The following is a 16,889-nucleotide window of genomic DNA, read 5'->3' as shown; positions in this document are numbered from 1 at the left end:
ATGGACGCAAATCATGCGACTCGCCGCCGCACGGCAGGACTCGAACAGCCCTCGCGGTCTACGGTGGAGGATGTGAAACGCTCTCCCATGGAACTCGCTGCCATCGCCACCGCTGCGGTCCCCGGCTTGGCGCCCACGGGCGTGGCCTCGTTGCCGGACGACGGCAATGATTTCGACTCGGTGCTCATCGTCGACGCCGCCAAGAATCGCTGGCGCGTGCGCTCCCCCCGCCACGAGGAAGCGTCCATGCGCCTGGAATCGGAACTGGCCGCGCTGCGCGCCTTCTCCGCCGGCATCCGCGCCTCGCTGCCCTTCCAGCTGCCTTCCGTCGCCGGAACCGTGAGGCAGGGTCCGCTGCGCACCTTCGTCTACAACCACCTGCCCGGCAAGCAGTTCTCCCTGGAGGACCTCGTGTCGCAGGGTTCGCGCTGCGCCCGGGACCTCGGCGCCGTGATGGCCGCGATCCACTCGATGCCGGCCTCCGCCATCGACCGCGCGGATCTGCCGTCCTACACCGCCGAACAGGTGCGCCAGCGCCGGCTCAACGAGCTCGACGCCGCGGCCACCACCGGCATGATTCCCTCGCGGCTGCTCCGGCGCTGGGAACACGCGCTGGAGGACGTGGCGCTGTGGCGCTTCAACGCCACCGTGATCCACGGGGACCTGCACGAGGACCAGCTCCTGGTCCAGGATGCCAAGGTCGTGGCGGTCACCGGCTGGACGGACCTGCAGGTCGGGGACCCGGCCGACGACTTCGCCTGGCTCGCGGCGGTGCACGAGCAGTCCTTCGCCGAGGCCGCCTTTGAAAGCTACGTCGCGGTGCGCGGGGACCGCGCCGATCCGCACATCATGCGCCGTGCCGCGCTGGCTGCCGAGTTCGCCCTGGCCCAGTGGCTGGTCAAGGCCATTGCCGGGGGCGACGCCGAGCGCATCGCCGAGGCCAAGGTCATGCTCGAGGAGCTCGACCACGACATCGCCGAGTACGGCGGCCAGCCCATCTCCGTGGTGGAGCCGCCGCGCGCGGCCCGCCCCGAGCCCGCGAACGCACCGCCCGAACCGCTTCCCTCCGCCGAACGCGTCACCGTCACCGGCATCGAAACCGCCGACGCCGCAGCATCCGACAGCGCAACATTCGACGACGGTCCCGCGGCAAACCCCGCCGAGCCGGAAACCTCCGCCATCCGGATCCTGCCGTCCCCCGTGAGCGCCGCGCCGGCCCCTCCGGCTTCCCCGCCGGTCCCGGCCGCCGCCCCGGTGCAGCCGGCCAGCGTCCCGGTGGCTTCCAGGGAACCCGTGCCCGGGCCCGTTGCCGCCACGGGACCCGGGGCTTCGGCACCCGTTGCCGCGAACTCCGATGGCCCGAAGGCACCCGTTGCCGCGGACCCGTCGGACCGCAAGGATGGCAAAGAAGACGGTCGCAAGGAACACCCGGACAGGGACGCGGCAGGAACGGACACGGAAGATGTCCCGGCATCCGGAGGGCCGGCAGCGGAACCCGAAACCTCCGCGATCCCGATCCAGAAGCTCAAAAAGCAGTAGCGGCAGCAGCCCGGCACCTTCCAAGGCGCCGGACTCCCCCGCGGCTTCGGCTTGACACATGGCAAGGCGCCGATCCCCGTGCGGGGTCGGCGCCTTGCCGTTTGCCGTGCCTAGCCCCCGGTGGCCGGGACCCGCCCCAGCTGGGCCATGGACGCGGTGATCAGCTCCTCGAGCTCGGCCTCGGAAGCCAGGTCGTGCGGCCTGATGGTGGTGCCGGTTCCCACGTAGTAGAACGCCGCGCGGACCTGGGAGGCATCGATGCCCCGCAAGCGCGCCCAGCCCAGCCGGTACACCGCCAGCTGCAGCGCCTTGATCCGCAGTTCCTCCCCGCGCGGCACCCGCCCGGTCTTCCAGTCCACCAGCAGCCAGGCCCCGTCGGGCTCCTTGAAGATCGCATCGATGCGCCCGCGCACCGACACCGGGCCGATCCGGGTCTCGATGGCTGCCTCCACGAACGCCGGCTGCCGGTTGGCCCACTCGGAGTCCAGGAACGCGCTCTTCATCTCCTCCAGGTCCAGTGCGTCGTCGATGTACGCGTCGGCGGCCTCCAGGTAGTCGCCCAGTTCCAGCATCCCGGTGGAGTCGAAGTACTCCTCCAGCCAGGCGTGGAAGGCGGTTCCGCGGCGGGCGGCGGTGCCCGGGCGGCGGGGCACCGGGCGGCGCAGCTCTGCCAGCACCTCGGCGGCATCGGTGGCCAGGTCCACGAAGACCGAGGCACGCACGTGCTTCGGGATCGCCGTGGTCCGCTCCTCGGCGGCTTCCCGGGCCTTGCGGGCCAGCAGCAGCTCCGCCTCGTGGAACCAGGCCTTGCCGGTCGGGGTCAACCAGGGTTCCTGCGTCGCGGGCTCTTCCCCGTTTGCTGCCCGATCCCCTTGCCCGTCGCCGGAACCGGCGCGGGATTCTTCCCTGGCCCGCGCTGCGGCTTCAAGCACCGCCGCGGCCGAGGCCTCCAGCTTCGCACGGCGGCCGGCCGGGCGGGGACGGACCACCCCGGCGCCGGAGACGACCGGGCCTTCGAGCGGGTCGTACGGCCAGCGGGCCTCCAGCGGCGCCTCGCGGAACGGGTTGGCCTCCGGGGCATCCTCGTCGGCCACCCACAAGGTGGTCGTCGCCGACGGTGCCTGCCCCTCGGCAAGGGGCAGCATATCCAGCAGGAAGCTGGAGGGTTCTGTCAGCTTGGTGCGCGTGCCGGTCCAGGCGGTCGCCGAGGCGATCAGCAGCGACTTGGCGCGGGTCAGTGCGACATAGGCCAGGCGCCGCTCCTCCAACTCGGCGTGCGCGAGCACCTCGGACTTGAACATCGCCTCGGCCTTGACCACGTCGAAGAGGGATTCCTGGTCGGTGTCCCATTGCGGCAGGTCGTGCTTGTCCCCGCGCAGCGGCCAGGGCAGCGCCGCGTCCCCGCTGGTCCAGCGCGAATCGTTGGCGCCGGGGAAGATCCCCTCGTTCATCCCGGTCACCGCAACCACGTCCCATTCCAGGCCCTTGGAGGCGTGGATGGTCAGCAGCTGCACCGCATCCGGGTTCAGTTCCCCGGGCACGATCGCCAGCCCGCCTTCCTTCTCGGCCGCGGCCTCCAGCCAGGTCAGGAACCCGGCCAGGTCCACCCGGGTCGAGGTGGACGCGTAGTCCTGGGCGATGTCGGCGAAGGCGTCCAGGTGGCGCCGGGCCTCGTGGATGCCGACCCCGGGCTTGGCCGCGACCTCGATGTCCAGGCCCATGGCGCGTTCGGTCTCGCGCAGCAGCGTCTCCAGGTCGTCGTCGATGAACCCGCGCAGGTAGCGCAGTTCGTCGCGCAACCTCCGCAGCCGGCCCAGCGCCTCGGCTCCCAGCGCGCGCCCGTCACCGGAGACCCAGTCGGGGTGCGGCAGGTAGTCCAGCGCCTCGATCAGGCTCGCGGCGTCGTTCAGCTCGGCCCGGGCCTCGCCGCGGGTGATTTCCTCGGCACTTTCGGGGGCGTCGAGGTTTTCGCGCCCGCCGTCCTTGAGCGCGAATTCGCGGCGTCGGGCCAGGAAACGCGACCAGTCGGCGAAGGCCATCAGGTCCGCCGGGCCGATGCGCCAGCGTGCCCCGGCCAGCAGCCGCAGCAGGTGGTCGGAGCGGTTCGGGTCCACCAGCACGTTGAGCGTGGCGACGATGTCGGCGACCTCGGGCATGCCCAGCAGCCCGCCCAGGCCCAGGATCTCGTACGGGATGCCCGCGTCCTCGAGCCCGCGGGCGATGGGCATCAGCGCCGAACGGGTGCGGCAGAGCACCGCCATCGTCGGGTTCCGGCCGTGCGCGGCGGCAAACGCGTGGCGTTCGGCACCGAAGCGGGCCGCCAGGGCGGCGGCCTCCTGGGAGCCGGTGGCGTAGCGGGCCAGTTCCACGACGCCGGTCCCGGCGAAGGCGCTGGGCTTGAGCGAGGGCACCGAGATGCCCAAGGGTGCGACCGAGTTCAGCTTCGCGGACACCGCGTTGGCGGCCGCCAGCACGTTGATCGAGTTGCGCCAGGCGGTGCTGAGGTAGGCCACCGAGGCCGGACGCAACCGACCGGGGTTGGTGGAGCTCTCTGCCGCGTCCGTGGAGCCGGGGCCCGCAGCGCCATCGAGGCGCGCCGGGAACTCGGTCGGGAAGCGGAAGAGCTGCCCGGCGCTGGCCCCGCGGAAACCGTAGATGGACTGGTTGGGGTCCCCGACGGCGGTCAGCGCATGCCCGTCGCCGAAGATGCAGGAAAAGAGCACCATCTGGGCGTGCGAGGTGTCCTGGAATTCGTCGAGCAGCACCACCTTGAACTTCGCCCGTTCGCTGTGCGCGGCCTCCGGTATTTCCCGGGCGATGCGCGCGGCCAGCGCCACCAGGTCCCCGTAGTCCAGGGCACCCCGGGCGGCCTTGGCCCGCGCGTAGTCCACCGCGAGCTCGGCGATGGTGGCGCGGGTGCGCAGCCTGTCCAACAGCTTGCGGGCATCGAGCGAGGGCGCGGCCTGCTTGTCCAACCGATAGGGCAGCGCCTCGAGCCGGCCAACCAGTTCGTCGATCCATTCCTTGGCGTACACCGGGTCCACCAGGTGCTCGGCGCATTCCCCGGCGAAGGTCACCACGGCGTCGATGAGCGTGTTCTTGGAGGAGGCCAGGTGCTCGTAGTCCCCCGCATAGCCCTCGACGACCGCGGCGGCGACCTGCCAGGCCTGGGCGGTGCCCAGCAGCGCGGTGTCGGATTCCACGCCGATGCGCAGCCCGTGTTCCTTCACCAGCGTGTTGGCGTAGGAGTGGTAGGTGGACACCGAGGGATCCAGCAGCCCCTCGTCGTCAAGCTCCAGCAGCCCGGAGCGGGCAAGCTTCTCCAGCTGCCCGCGGATGCGCTGGGCCAGCTCGCCTGCGGCCTTGCGCGTGAAGGTCACGCCGAGGATCTCCTCGGGGCGCACCTTCTGGTTGGCCACCAGCCAGATGACCCGGTCGGCCATGGTGGCGGTCTTGCCCGACCCGGCACCGGCGATGACCAGCAGCGGTTCCAGCGGGGAGGAGATGATCGCCGACTGCTCTTCCGTGGGCTGGTGCTGGCCCAGGATCCCGGCCAGTTCCTCGGGCGAATACACCCGCGTAGGTTCTCCGGTGTGGGTGTCGGTGCCCGGCACGGGCATGGCCCCGGCGTGGCCGGCTTCTTGGGTGTGGCTCATGGCTCGGTGACCTGCCTTCCTTCGGAACATAGTGGACAGATTCCCGGCAGCCGGCAATTGCTGCCGCTGCGCCCGCCGCGGGCCGGGTCGTGGCGCGAGAGGAAATCCGCGTCGCCCATCAATTGCGCGGCGGCCAGCACCATGGGTGTGGCCCAGTCCTCGGTGGTGATGGCCGGTTGGGCCTGTTCGCGCGGGGTCTTGGTACTGGTGCCCAGCTGCACCAGCGATGCGCCGGCGGGCACTGTCGTGAGCTCCTGCCCGGTCTTCCCGGCCAATGCCCCGTTGATGATGGCGGCCTGGTAGGCGCCCAGCTGCGGGTGGCGTTCGACGTCCTTGCCGCTGGGCTGGGATTTGCCGGTCTTCAGGTCCACGACCCACGGGTTGCCCGCCGCATCGGCCTCCACCCGGTCAACGACACCGCGCAGCAAGGCGGCACGCGGCGCCCGCGGATCGGTCGGTGTGTCCTGCACGTCCACGGCGTCCGTTGCATCGGGGCCGGACACCGCATCGGAGCCGGATCCGGACCCCGGCACAGCGCCGGCCCCGGGTGGGTGGATGAGAACCTCGAAGGGGATTTCCCGGCCGATGAGGCGCCGCTGCTCGGTGCGCATCATCACGTTGTACTGGGCCAGTTTCTTGAGCATCGACTCGGCCCGCTCGCGGTCCCGGGCGCCCTCCCAGTTCTGCGGCATTTCCAGCTCGCCCCAGCGTTCCTCGAGCACCTGCTGGTACTCCCCTCCGCCGGCCTCGGGGTGTTCCTCGGCGATCGAGTGGACCAAGGTGCCCAGGGAACGGGCGAAGTCGGTGGCGGCTTCTCCGCCGGCGGCCTGGACAAACCAGTTCAGCGGGGAGTTCATCACGGATTCGACCTTCGAGGGCGAGACCTTCACCGGTTCCCCGGGCGGAACCACCGGCCCGTGCGAGGTGGACTCGGCCAGCCCCCACCAGCTTGCCGGATGCGCCCCGCGGATCGGGTGCGGCGCGGCCACCAGGGCGCCGAGCACCGCGGTGGCGTCGCGGTGCAAAGGCCCGCGGGCCTCGTCCAGCGCCGTGGCCTCGGCGGCCTGGCGCAGCTCCGCCACCAGCGCGCTGAGCGTTCGTGGCCGGGGGACGAAGGCGGCGGCACGGCCCTGGACCGCACCGACGGGGTCCACAATGTCCAGGAAGGAAGAGGGTGCGGTGTCTTCGGAGGCCACCGCGATGGCGATGACCCTGTCCCGGGCGCGGGAGATCGCGTTGGCGAAGGTGCGCAGCTCGTCGGCCCGGGTCTCTCGGATCAGCGAGGCGATGTTGCGCACCCGCAGGATCTCGGGGCCGTGCTCGATGACGTCGCTCAGCTCGCCGCCGCCGAGCAGCTCGCCGCGCAGCTTGGTGTTGGGCCAGATGCCTTCCTGCATCCCGGGCACCAGCACCAGGTCCCATTCGCGCCCGGCGGCCGCCGCGGTGGTGAGCACCTGGACGGAGGCCGCGGACCCGCCGCGGCTGGCCAGGGTGTCCATGGGCAGTTCCTGGCCCAGCACGTGCTCGACGAACTGGCCGACGGAAGACCCTGGAAGCTGGTCCACGAAGCGTTCGGCGGACTGGAAGATCGCCAGCATCGCGTCCAGGTCGTGGTCCGCACGGGTGCCCAGGATGCCGCCGGCGAGCGCGGCCTGGCTCCATTTCTCCCCCATGCCGCTGGCGGCCCACAGCGCCCACAGCGCGGTTTCGGCATTCACGTTGCCACCGGCGAGCTCCTGGCGCAGCGCGCGGTGCATGCGGGCCAGACGCCGGGCACCGGCGGCTTCCCGTCCCATGGTTTCGAGCAGTTCCAGCTCGTCAAGCATCCCGGCGAGCAGCTCGGCGCTGGAGCGGTTCCCTCCCTGGGCGACCTCGTGGCGGCGCAACCCCTGGCGCAGCCGGCGCACATCCAGTGCCGAGGCGTTGGCGTAGCGGGACATCAACAGTTCCTGGAGCAGCAGCGGGTCGGCCGGTGCCCCGGGCGCCAGCGCCAGCGACATGAGATCCAGCAACGGGCGCACCGCGGGTTCCTCGCGCAGCGGGGTTTCGGCCGGCGGGGTGTTCACCGCGATTCCGGCCCCGGCGAGGTACTTGGCCATGGACCGGACCTGGGCCCCGTTGCGCAGGATCACCGCCATGGACTCCAGCGGGCGGTGGTTGATCAGGTGTTCCTCGAGCAGTCGCTGGGCCACCAGGCGTTCCTCGTGGATCGGCGAATCGACCAGCAGCACCTCCAGGCGTCCGGGTGCAGGGGTGCCCGGTTCGTCGTTTCCGGGGTCCTGCCCCCCGGGCTCGGTTCCTTCGGGTTCGGTTCCTTGGGCCGGTGCCCGGCCGGGCACCGGCTGTTGCCCGGTGGGCCCGGTGGCCCCCTGGACGACGGCGTCATCCTCCGCAGCGGTGGCTGTACCCGTGTCATCAGCGGTCGCCGAAGTGTCGGGTAACTCCAGTTTCCGTCCGGCGCCACCTGCGGCAACGGGGATGCGCCTGGCGACCTTGCCCCAGGCCGTGGCCAGTTCCGGGTTCAACCGGTAGGAGGTGCGCAGTTCCACGATGCGGGCCTGCGTGTCCCCTGTGCCCAGACGCGCCTCGAACTCGCCGAGCATGTCGGGACGGGCACCGCGGAAACCCTGCACCACGTTGTCCGGCACCGCGAAGGCCACCAGGTCCCGGCCCCGGGCGAGCAGCGAGAGCAGGTGGTGCTGCGCGGGGTTCGCTTCCTGCAGGTCATCGACCATCACCAGGTGCAGGCGCTCGTGTTCGGCTTCCAGGAACTCCGGATTCTCCTCCAGGATGTTTGCGGCGGCCGCCAGCAGCCCCGCCGGGTCGAACGCCTCGGCGCTGCCCAGATCCAGGAGGTCCCGGTATTCCTGGTAGAACCGTGCCGCGGCCACCCATTCGGGACGGCGCAGCGACTCCCCCAGGTCCTGCAGCGCACCGGCCTCCAGCCCATGCTCGGAGATGCGGTCGAAGAGTTCGCGCAACTCCTTGCGGAAGCCACGGGTGCCGATGGCTTCCCCCAGCGACTCGGGCCACTCCGGTCCCGGGGTGATCCCCAGGGCATGGCCCTCGAGCAGGTGCCCGATCAGCGTGTCCTGCTCCGGCCCCGAGAGCAGCCGCGGCGGCCGCTGCAGCGCCGGCAGCAGCCCGTCAAGCCGGGCCCTGCGGATCAGGTCGAACGCGTAGGCCGACCAGGTGCGCACAGCGGGCTCGGAGAACGTCTTCTCGGTGCCGGCGGACAGGTCGTCGCGCAACGTGGCCGCGGCGGCACGCGTGGGGGAAAGCACCAGCACGTGCTGCGGGTCGAGCCCGGCATCCAGGCGGTGAGTGAGCACGCGCAGCAGCGTGGTCGTCTTCCCGGTGCCCGGACCGCCCAGGACCAGCACCGGTCCGTGGCCGGGTGCCAGCTCCAGGAGTTCTTGCTGGGCCGGATCGGCGGCCGGGGAGGCACCGGGGGCAGTTGCCACGGTCTCCGGGGTGGATGCGAGGGTGTCCATGTGCTCCATCAGATCATTCGGGGGTGACGTTTTGGAATCGGCAGCGCTTCGGCCACCCGGTCTATGCGCGAATGGTCTTCCTCGGTTGGCACCCAGCGTGCACGTTTCATCTGCACCCGTTCCTCGGTGCACGGGGTCGCCTCCCGCGCCCAGTGCCCGGCCGCGACCGGATGCAGGGCCGCCGGCAGGGTTCCGTTGGAGCGGATGACCCTCCACCAGGTGACCGCCGATCCTCCGCGGCCCATCACCTTGCCCACCTGTCGCGGCCCACCGGAGCCCAGGAGTTCGGCGATGTCGCCGTAGGACAGGACCTTGCCCGCGGGGATCATGGCGACCACGGCGAACACCGCTTCGTCGTACTCCAGCCCCGCCTCGCCCGCAGCTCCGGCCTCCACCCGGGGATCCGTTTCTCCTCCGGCATCCGGAACCGGTGTCCGTTCTGACTGGTCCAAAGTTCTCTCCTCAACGCCGTGCCCATCCACACCCATTATCGGGGGTCGGGCCCGGTGATCATCCACAAGCGCGCTGCGGATCGCCAAAGTGTCTCCGGTTCCCGGTAGCGTTGATGCCATGACTTCCTGGCATACTCTCCCCCGCGCCGCATTCGACCTCGAAACCACCGGCCGCGACCCGCTCGATGCACGCATCGTCACCGCTTCCGTTGTCGTGGTCAACGGGCGCTCAGAAATCCTGCAGACCAGGGAATGGCTCGTCGACCCCGGCGTGGCCATCCCGGAAGAGGCCTCGGCCATCCACGGCATTTCCACCGCCAAGGCGCAGGCCGACGGGATGGATGCGGCCACCGCCGTCGCCGAAATCTCGGCGTTCCTGGCCGACTTGTTCCTCACCATGCCGGTCATGGCCTTCAATGCCGCCTACGACTTCACGGTGCTCGACCGCGAAGCCAAGCGCCACGGCCTGGCCCCGATCGCCCCGGCGCCGGTCATCGACCCCTACGTCCTGGACAAGCAGGTCGACAAGTACCGCCGCGGCAAGCGCAACCTTTCGGTGATGAGCGAGTTCTACGGCGTACAGCTGCTCAACGCCCACACCTCCGAGGCCGATGCCGCCGCCACCATCGGCATTGCCGACGCGCAGGCCGCGAAGTACCCCCAGCTCCGGGCCGACCCCGCCGAACTGCATGCGCAGCAGATCAAGTGGGCCGCGGAGCAAGCCGCAAGCCTCCAGGAATACTTCCGCCGCAAGAACCCCGATGCCGTTGTCGACGGGCAGTGGCCGGTCAAGTCCTAGCCAGGCACCGCACGCAACATTTCGAAGGGATCCCGGATGGGGTCCCTTCGGTGTTTCCGGGACGCCGCACCGCCCTGCGGGCATCTGGCCGCAGGGGAACCTCGACCAGGCATTTGCGGCGTCACGCCCGGAGGCAGCGGCGCAACATGGAGCAACATTTCCCCTCCGCTGGCACCAGGTGGGCCAGTTCACGCTACGCGTCGGTAACCCCGAGCCCCGTTTTGCGCATGCCACGCCATCGGATTATTCGAAAAAACCTCCGGCCACCCAAGGAAACAGCAGCCAAACCCGGTGCCGTCGAGAGCCGTTGCGAAGAAAGTCGAGAAACGGCCACGATTGCGCTGCAATCGTTCGACAGTGATTCAATGTCTGGTACCCCCTTTACTTTTTGATTGCTAAGGACATCCCCCTTTTGATCACAGTCACTGACCTGCGCAAGGTCTACCAGCAGGGCGACCGCACCGTCGTCGCCTTGGATGGCGTCTCCTTGCACGTCGATGCCGGCCAAATCCACGGCATCATCGGCCACTCCGGCGCCGGCAAGTCAACACTTGTCCGTTGCCTGACCTTGCTTGACCGCCCGACCTCCGGGTCCGTGGCCGTGAACAACCAGGAACTGGCCAATGTCTCCGACTCCGACCTGCGTACCGCACGCCGTCGCATCGGCATGGTCTTCCAGCACGCCAACCTGATGGACTCGCGCACCACCGCGCAGAACGTGGCCTTCCCGTTGGAACTCATCGGCACCCCCAAGGCAAAGATCGCCGAAAAGGTCAACGCACTGCTGGAATTGGTCGGACTGACCCAGTTCGCCGATGCGTACCCGGCCCAGCTTTCCGGAGGACAGCGCCAGCGCGTCGGCATTGCCCGCGCCCTGTCTTCGGATCCCGATGTGCTGCTGTGCGACGAACCCACCAGCGCGCTGGATCCCAAGACCACCGATGAGATCCTCGAACTCATCAAGTCCGTGCGTGACCGGCTGAACCTCACGGTGCTGATCATCACCCACGAAATGAACGTCGTGAAGCAGGCCTGCGATTCGGTGTCGCTGCTCGAAGCCGGACGCATCGTCGAACACGGTGCCATTGCCACGGTCGTGGCCGACCCGGCCGGTCGCCTTTCCCAGGCCCTGCTGCCGATGCCCGGCAAGCTTCCGGTGGATCTTCCCGCCGGCGTCGTGCTGGATCTGCTCTACTCCGGTTCCCAGGCCACCGAGCCGGTGATCTCGTCGATCGCCCGCACCTTCGATGTGGACGTGAACGTGCTTGCGGGTTCCGTCGAGAACCTGGGAGAACACCAGTTCGCGCACCTGCGCATCCAGCTTCCCGAGGGCTCGGACATCACCGCCATCACCAACCACCTGCTCGCCAACGGTGTTGCCGTGACGCCCAAGGAGGCCAAGTAGTCCATGGACTTCTTCAACGATCTAGTCACCAACCCCGGCATCACCAGGGCCATGTGGCCGGCGTTCCTCGAGACCCTGCAAATGACCGGGATCTCCGGCTTCTTCACGGTCCTGGTTGGACTGCCGCTGGGCGTCCTCCTGCTCAACACCGCCAAGGGCGGGTTGACCCCGATCCCCTGGCTGAACCTGGTGCTTTCGGGCGTCATCACCAACATCACCCGTTCCATCCCCTTCGCCATCCTGATGCTGTCGCTGATCCCGTTTGCCACCCTGCTCGTGGGCGTCTCACTGGGCCCGGTCGCTGCCTCGGTGTCGCTGACGATCGGCACCATCCCGTTCTTCGCGCGCTTGGTGGAATCCGCGCTGCGTGACGTCTCCACCGGGAAGATCGATGCGGCCCTCGTCATGGGCTCAACGAAGATGCAGGTCACGCGCAAGGTCCTGGTCCCCGAAGCACTGCCGGGCATCATCGCGGCAACCACCACGACCGTCGTCACGCTCATCGGCTACTCCGCGATGGCGGGACTTGTCGGCGGCGGCGGGTTGGGCCGTCTGGCCTACAACTACGGTTTCCAGCGCTATGACGGCACCGTGATGATCGTGACCATCGTGATCATGGTTCTCCTGGTCCAGCTGGTCCAGCTCCTGGGCGATTGGCTGGCCCGCCTGGTGGACCACCGCTAAACCGCCCGGGCCCTGCCCCGGAACCAAAGAATTCCGGCGGTTCATCCCGCCGGCGCGCAGCCAGTAGCCGCTAGCTGCGTTTGTTATCCGCTGTCGCCGACACCGGAACTTGATGAAAAGGAAGCGCATCACATGCGTAAGAAACTCGCACTTGCCCTGACAGGTGTCGCCACGCTGTTCGCACTGACGGCTTGCGGAGGCGGCACTGCCACCACCCCCAGCGCGGAAGCATCCCTCGACCCGGCCAACCCGACCGTCGTGAAGGTCGGTTCCAGCCCGATCCCGCATGCCCAGATCCTCCAGTACATCGATGAGAACCTGGCCAAGGATGCGGGCATCGACCTGGAAATCACCGAGATCGACGACTACCAGACGCCGAACATCGCGCTGGCCGACAAGACCCTGGATGCCAACTACTTCCAGACCGAGGCGTACCTCGCCGACCAGGTCAAGTCCAAGGGTTACAAGTTCGAGCACGGCGCGGGCATCCACGTCGAGCCGTTGACCGTCTTCTCCAAGAAGTTCAAGGACATCGCCGACGTCACCGAGGGTTCCGTTGTGCTGCTGAACAACGACCCGGTGAACCAGCTGCGCGGCCTGCGCGTCTTGGAGACCGCTGGCTTGCTCAAGGGCCTCGAGGACAGCGACTCGGCACTGACCCTTGAGGGCGACGATGCCAAGAACCCGAAGAAGCTGACCTTCAAGGAAGTCAACTCCGAGCAGGTTCCGAAGTTCTACGCCGAGGATCCGACCATCGGCCTGTCCATCATCAACGGCAACTACATCGCCCAGGCCAAGCTGGATCTGGACGAGGTCGTGGCCCAGGAATCGGCCGTCAACAACCCGAACGCCAACTTCCTCACCTGGCGTGAAGGCGAAAAGACCCCGGCCATCGCCAAGCTCGAAGAGCTTCTTCACTCCCCCGAAGTTGGAGACTACATCAAGAAGACCTGGACCGACGGAAGCGTCATCCCCGCCTTCTAATCCAGCACCGCCGGGCTGCCATCGGCTCGCCCGGCAATTTTTCCGTTAGCGCGGAGCACCGACGCGGTGCGTGGTCCAACCCGGATTTCCCGGTGGGGCCACGCACCGCGTTTTCGCTGGAAGGCGGAGCGGGCCCGCACCGATTGGCGGGCTTCTGGTTTTCCGGCCGCAGATCCCGCCACGGCCGCAGCCAATGGCCGCTAGCCGCAGTTGTTGCCCGATGACCGCTTCGTTGGTTTTGAAGACAAGGAAGCGCAGCCCATGCGCCAGAAACCCGCATTTGCCCCTACGGGCGCCGCCGCGCCGTTCGCCCCGACCGCCTGCCGCGGAGGCACGGCCACCGCACCCAACGCCCGGGTCACCCTGGACCCGGCCAATCCGGTCGTCGTCGCGGTCGGCGCCAGCGCCATCATGCACGCAATGATCCCGGAATTCGACGACGAACACCTGGCCCTGAATCCCGGCGTCGACCTGGAGACCACCGAAATCGACGACTAGCAGACCCCGGACATCGCCCTGAGCGACGACGCGATCGACGCCAACGACTTCCCGACCCCGGAGTACCCCAGGGCCCGGATCAAGGCCAAGGGTACAAGTTCGAGCATGGCGCGGGCATCCACCGGGAGCCGTTGACGGCGTCTCCAAGAAGTACAGGGACGCCGCATCGGTCGAGGATGGATCCGTCGTTGTCGTGGGCAACGATCCGGCAAACCAGCTGCGTGGCCAGCGCGTGATTGAGTCCGCCGGCCTGCTCTCGGGGTTGGCCGACGGCGACCCCGCCCTGGCCACCCAGGACGACGAGGCCAAGAACCCGGAGCATCTGAAGTTCGAGGACGTGAATCAGGAGCAGGTGCCGAAGTCCTATCAGATGGACCCCACGGTGGGTATTGCCGTGGTGAACGGCAACTACATTGTCCAGGCCAAGTTGAACACGGACGGGATCCTCGTCCAGGAACCGGCCAAGGACAACCCCGACTCCAACCTGATCGCATGGCGTGCCGGTGGGAAAACCGCTGTCATCGCCAAGCTCGACGAGTTGCCGCACTGCGACGAGGTGCGCAAGTACATCGGTACACCTGGACCGACGGAAGCGTCATCCCCGCATTCGAGGTTCGATCCTCCACTCCAGGCGGCGATCCCGCCCGGTCAGTGAACCCAATACTGCATCCCACCTTCCCACCCACCGCAGGCCTGGCGCCTCCTGCTTGTTGCCCGACACCGGCCCGCCCACGCGCTGCCTCTCCTCCATGCCCGCCGCCGACCACGCCCCCAGCCGAGTTCACCTGGCACTTTTCCACATTCCCGCCAGCCATCACCCACCCGCATTGCCCCGGGCGCATCATGGGAGACATGAGCACAACCACCGGCATCATTGATGCGGCGCTGACCGCACTCAACGGAGCGTTGGGAACCGGGGCCACCGGCCCAACCCCGGAGGCCGGCGCGCCCATCGACCCGTTGCGGACCCTCGCCGCCCTCGAACTCCTGCTGCGCCGCACCGTTGATTCCGTGGATCGTTCGATCGGCGACTCCCCGGTCCGCGCCGCGGCCTTTGCACGACTTTCCGAGCGCTTCGCCCACGCCGGCAGCCACGCGCAAATCGTCGCCGCGGGCTCTTGCGAGCGGACCGAGGTCAATACGTTGACCGACGGCGCGCTTGCCGGGCTCAACGCCGTGATGGCCGCCCCCGAGGTCTTTGCCCGCGGCGAGGCGCAGCTTCCCGTCGATGCCGTCAGCGCCGCCGACCGCAAGCCGCTGCACAAGGGAACCCCCGAGTTCCTCGAGTCCCAGTTCAATCTCGACTACTTCCAGGCCGAGCACCGCGTGAAATCCCACGAAAGGCTGCTGCCGCACCTTGACGCCGACGGACGTCTGGCACCGGCCCGGTACCCGCAGCTGGGCAGGATCCTGGTGTCGGGCGCGGCCGACCCGCGCACCATTGCCAGCGCCGCGGCCAAGCTCGCTGCACTCGAGCCCTCCATCGAAGCCCAACCGGATCCCGTCGATGTTCGCACCAAGCTCGAGGGCCTGGTCGCCGGCACCTTGGTCACCGCCGGACAGAAGACCGTGGAAAAGCTGATCAAGAAGGCATCCGTGGACCTTGACCGCAGTGTTCTTGACCGCGACGAGGCCAACATGGAGAGCAACCTCGGCCTGGACTTCAAGGGCAAACTGCCCACCGGCTATGTCTGGGAGTTGACCACCGATGCCGTGGGCCATGAGCTGCTGATGAGCTTGGCCGACGACCTGAACAACCCCCGCACCACTTCCGGCCAGCTCCCGTTCCCCGGCGTTCTTGGCGATGGCGAGGACCCCGGCGACGGCAACACCAAGGAGCACGCGCCCGATACCGCCGAAGCCGATGGCACAGTTTGCCCCGCGGACGACGCCGACTGCACCGGTTCCCCGGCAGACGTCGCGGATGCATCCACCGACGACGAGACGGCCACCACCGGTGTCCCATTCGCCGGATCCGGCATTCCCGGCACGCTCGGCACCCCCTTCGACGACGATTTCCCCCCCATCCCCGAATGGGCGGCAAACCCGGACACGCCCGTGGACCAACGCCCACGTGCCGGCTTCAACGACGTTGGCCGACCGCTTGCCACCACCCCCGAGGAAGCACCGCGCCCCGGGGAAACCGCCAAGGAAACAAACGCCAGGTTGCGCGCGCGCCGGCTGCACCAATTGGTGTTCGACGCCGTCACCAGGCTGGTTGACCCGCAAACGCCCGCGGACGTGTGGATGCCGATGTGCTCGCGCATCGACATCCTTGTGACGATCACCTACGAGGCCCTTGCCGGGATCACCGACGAACCCGGCTTCACCCAGCACGGCGAACTCATTTCCGCAGCCACCGCACGCCGGCTGGCCTGCAACGCAGGGATCCTGCCGCTGGTCATGGGCGGCAAGAGCCAGCCACTGGATCTGGGCAGGAAGGTTCGCTACTTCACCAAGGCGCAGAAGCGGGCCATCGCCGCCCGCGACCGCGGCTGTGCGAACCCGGGCTGTTCGATGCCGGTGCACCGCACCGAGGTCCACCACATCAAGTCGTTTTCCGAGGGCGGGAAGACCAACGTATCCAATGGGCTGCTCCTATGCATCCGCTGCCACACCGCCTACCACGCGGGCCATTTCGACATCGTCGTGATCGACCGAATCCCCCACGTGGTGCTCCCTGCATCGCGGGATCCGCTGCGATTACCCAGGCGTAATTGGGTTTTCCATCCGGAATCCGCAGCCGCCTGATTTTTCTCCATTCATCCCGTGGGTCAGCCTGGTCCGCTGTCCCACTCGCGGCCCCCGTCCGGCGCCTCCCCACTCTCATCTGCGCCGCGTGATAGAACTACGGGAATGGAGAACATCGAGTATTCACTCACGAAGCAGATCGAGACCGTCGAGCTGATCGGCCTGTACGACGCGGTCGGCTGGAGCGCCTACACGAACTTCCCCGAGACACTGCTGGCCGCGATCCAGGGGTCGCACACTGTAGCTGTTGCCCGTTCCGGCAACCAGCTGGTCGGTCTGGCCCGAAGCATTTCCGATGGCGCTTCGATCTGCTACCTGCAGGACATACTCGTCCACCCGGAGCACCACCGGGCAGGGATTGGCCGAGGGCTTGCCGAGCTGGTCTTCGCGCAGTGCCCGGGTGTGCGGCAGAAGGTCTTGTTGACCGACAACGAACCCGGGCAGAAGGCCTTCTACGAGTCCCTCGGCATGACACAGGCCAGCGAGTACCCCTCCGGTGAAATGCGTGCCTTCGTCAAATTCGACTAAATCTATCTCGACCACGTTGAATGCCGGTGCCCCAACCGATTTGGGTCCCGGTGCCCAACCGCACGGGCTGCCCGCGGATACGCAAAAGCGCCGATGCCT

General features: G+C 68.3%; 12 protein-coding genes. 9 read left to right on the top strand and 3 right to left on the bottom strand.

Annotation, left to right across the window (positions count from 1 at the left end; all coding sequences use genetic code 11):
* The first annotated feature begins 72 nt into the window (after positions 1–72).
* A complete protein-coding gene (locus DQ353_RS05945) occupies positions 73–1,539 on the top strand; it encodes a macrolide 2'-phosphotransferase (protein ID WP_286166642.1) in 1,467 nt (488 codons plus the stop codon).
* A 110-nt stretch (positions 1,540–1,649) separates the two neighbouring features.
* Here the strand turns inward: DQ353_RS05945 and DQ353_RS05940 are convergent, their stop codons facing one another.
* From DQ353_RS05940 to DQ353_RS05930, 3 genes are read right to left on the bottom strand one after another with little or no spacing between them, the layout of a single operon-like run.
* A complete protein-coding gene (locus DQ353_RS05940; RefSeq protein WP_286166641.1) occupies positions 1,650–5,195 on the bottom strand; it encodes an ATP-dependent helicase in 3,546 nt (1,181 codons plus the stop codon).
* A complete protein-coding gene (locus DQ353_RS05935) occupies positions 5,192–8,689 on the bottom strand; it encodes an ATP-dependent helicase (protein ID WP_286166639.1) in 3,498 nt (1,165 codons plus the stop codon). Before DQ353_RS05935 ends, DQ353_RS05940 begins: the two co-directional genes overlap by 4 nt.
* Before the next feature lie 8 nt (positions 8,690–8,697).
* Positions 8,698–9,141: an MGMT family protein gene (locus DQ353_RS05930; RefSeq protein ID WP_353616664.1), complete on the bottom strand. Its 444-nt coding sequence runs from the start codon at positions 9,139–9,141 to the stop codon at positions 8,698–8,700.
* A gap of 118 nt (positions 9,142–9,259) precedes the next feature.
* On the opposite strand from DQ353_RS05930, the gene DQ353_RS05925 reads away from it, so the two are divergent.
* From DQ353_RS05925 to DQ353_RS05895, 8 genes are all read left to right on the top strand, one after another.
* On the top strand, positions 9,260–9,940 hold the full coding sequence (locus tag DQ353_RS05925) for a 3'-5' exonuclease (RefSeq protein ID WP_113761868.1): 681 nt from the start codon (positions 9,260–9,262) through the stop codon (positions 9,938–9,940).
* Positions 9,941–10,352: 412 nt separating this feature from the next.
* Positions 10,353–11,345, top strand: coding sequence for a methionine ABC transporter ATP-binding protein (locus DQ353_RS05920; protein ID WP_113761867.1), 993 nt, complete (start codon positions 10,353–10,355; stop codon positions 11,343–11,345).
* 3 nt (positions 11,346–11,348) lie between these two features.
* Positions 11,349–12,029, top strand: a complete 681-nt coding sequence (locus DQ353_RS05915) for a methionine ABC transporter permease (RefSeq protein ID WP_113761866.1) — start codon at positions 11,349–11,351, stop codon at positions 12,027–12,029.
* A 132-nt stretch (positions 12,030–12,161) separates the two neighbouring features.
* Positions 12,162–13,013, top strand: a complete 852-nt coding sequence (locus tag DQ353_RS05910; protein ID WP_113761865.1) for a MetQ/NlpA family ABC transporter substrate-binding protein — start codon at positions 12,162–12,164, stop codon at positions 13,011–13,013.
* Positions 13,014–13,274: 261 nt separating this feature from the next.
* Entirely contained in the window at positions 13,275–13,511 is a 237-nt protein-coding gene (locus tag DQ353_RS22170) for a hypothetical protein (RefSeq protein ID WP_286166638.1), read from the top strand.
* 193 nt (positions 13,512–13,704) lie between these two features.
* Positions 13,705–14,166 (top strand): MetQ/NlpA family ABC transporter substrate-binding protein, encoded by a 462-nt coding sequence (locus tag DQ353_RS22165; RefSeq protein ID WP_286166637.1) that lies wholly within the window; start codon positions 13,705–13,707, stop codon positions 14,164–14,166.
* 197 nt (positions 14,167–14,363) lie between these two features.
* Positions 14,364–16,262 (top strand): HNH endonuclease signature motif containing protein, encoded by a 1,899-nt coding sequence (locus tag DQ353_RS05900; protein ID WP_286166636.1) that lies wholly within the window; start codon positions 14,364–14,366, stop codon positions 16,260–16,262.
* Between the two features lie 105 nt (positions 16,263–16,367).
* Positions 16,368–16,790 (top strand): GNAT family N-acetyltransferase, encoded by a 423-nt coding sequence (locus DQ353_RS05895; RefSeq protein WP_113761864.1) that lies wholly within the window; start codon positions 16,368–16,370, stop codon positions 16,788–16,790.
* Positions 16,791–16,889 lie beyond the last annotated feature (99 nt).

The sequence above is a fragment of the Arthrobacter sp. AQ5-05 genome (assembly GCF_003287975.1).
Taxonomy (GTDB): Bacteria; Actinomycetota; Actinomycetes; order Actinomycetales; family Micrococcaceae; genus Paeniglutamicibacter.
Note: the sequence above shows the minus strand (reverse complement) of the source record. Positions and strands in the feature narration are given on the sequence as shown.

Excerpts from the sequence above, each read along its gene's own strand:
- DQ353_RS05940 (WP_286166641.1), bottom strand. The coding sequence starts at position 5,195 with ATGAGCCACACCCAAGAAGCCGGCCACGCCGGGGCCATGCCCGTGCCG.
- DQ353_RS05935 (WP_286166639.1), bottom strand. The coding sequence starts at position 8,689 with ATGGACACCCTCGCATCCACCCCGGAGACCGTGGCAACTGCCCCCGGT.
- DQ353_RS05925 (WP_113761868.1), top strand. The coding sequence starts at position 9,260 with ATGACTTCCTGGCATACTCTCCCCCGCGCCGCATTCGACCTCGAAACC.
- DQ353_RS05915 (WP_113761866.1), top strand. The coding sequence starts at position 11,349 with ATGGACTTCTTCAACGATCTAGTCACCAACCCCGGCATCACCAGGGCC.
- DQ353_RS05910 (WP_113761865.1), top strand. The coding sequence starts at position 12,162 with ATGCGTAAGAAACTCGCACTTGCCCTGACAGGTGTCGCCACGCTGTTC.
- DQ353_RS22170 (WP_286166638.1), top strand. The coding sequence starts at position 13,275 with ATGCGCCAGAAACCCGCATTTGCCCCTACGGGCGCCGCCGCGCCGTTC.
- DQ353_RS05900 (WP_286166636.1), top strand. The coding sequence starts at position 14,364 with ATGAGCACAACCACCGGCATCATTGATGCGGCGCTGACCGCACTCAAC.
- DQ353_RS05895 (WP_113761864.1), top strand. The coding sequence starts at position 16,368 with ATGGAGAACATCGAGTATTCACTCACGAAGCAGATCGAGACCGTCGAG.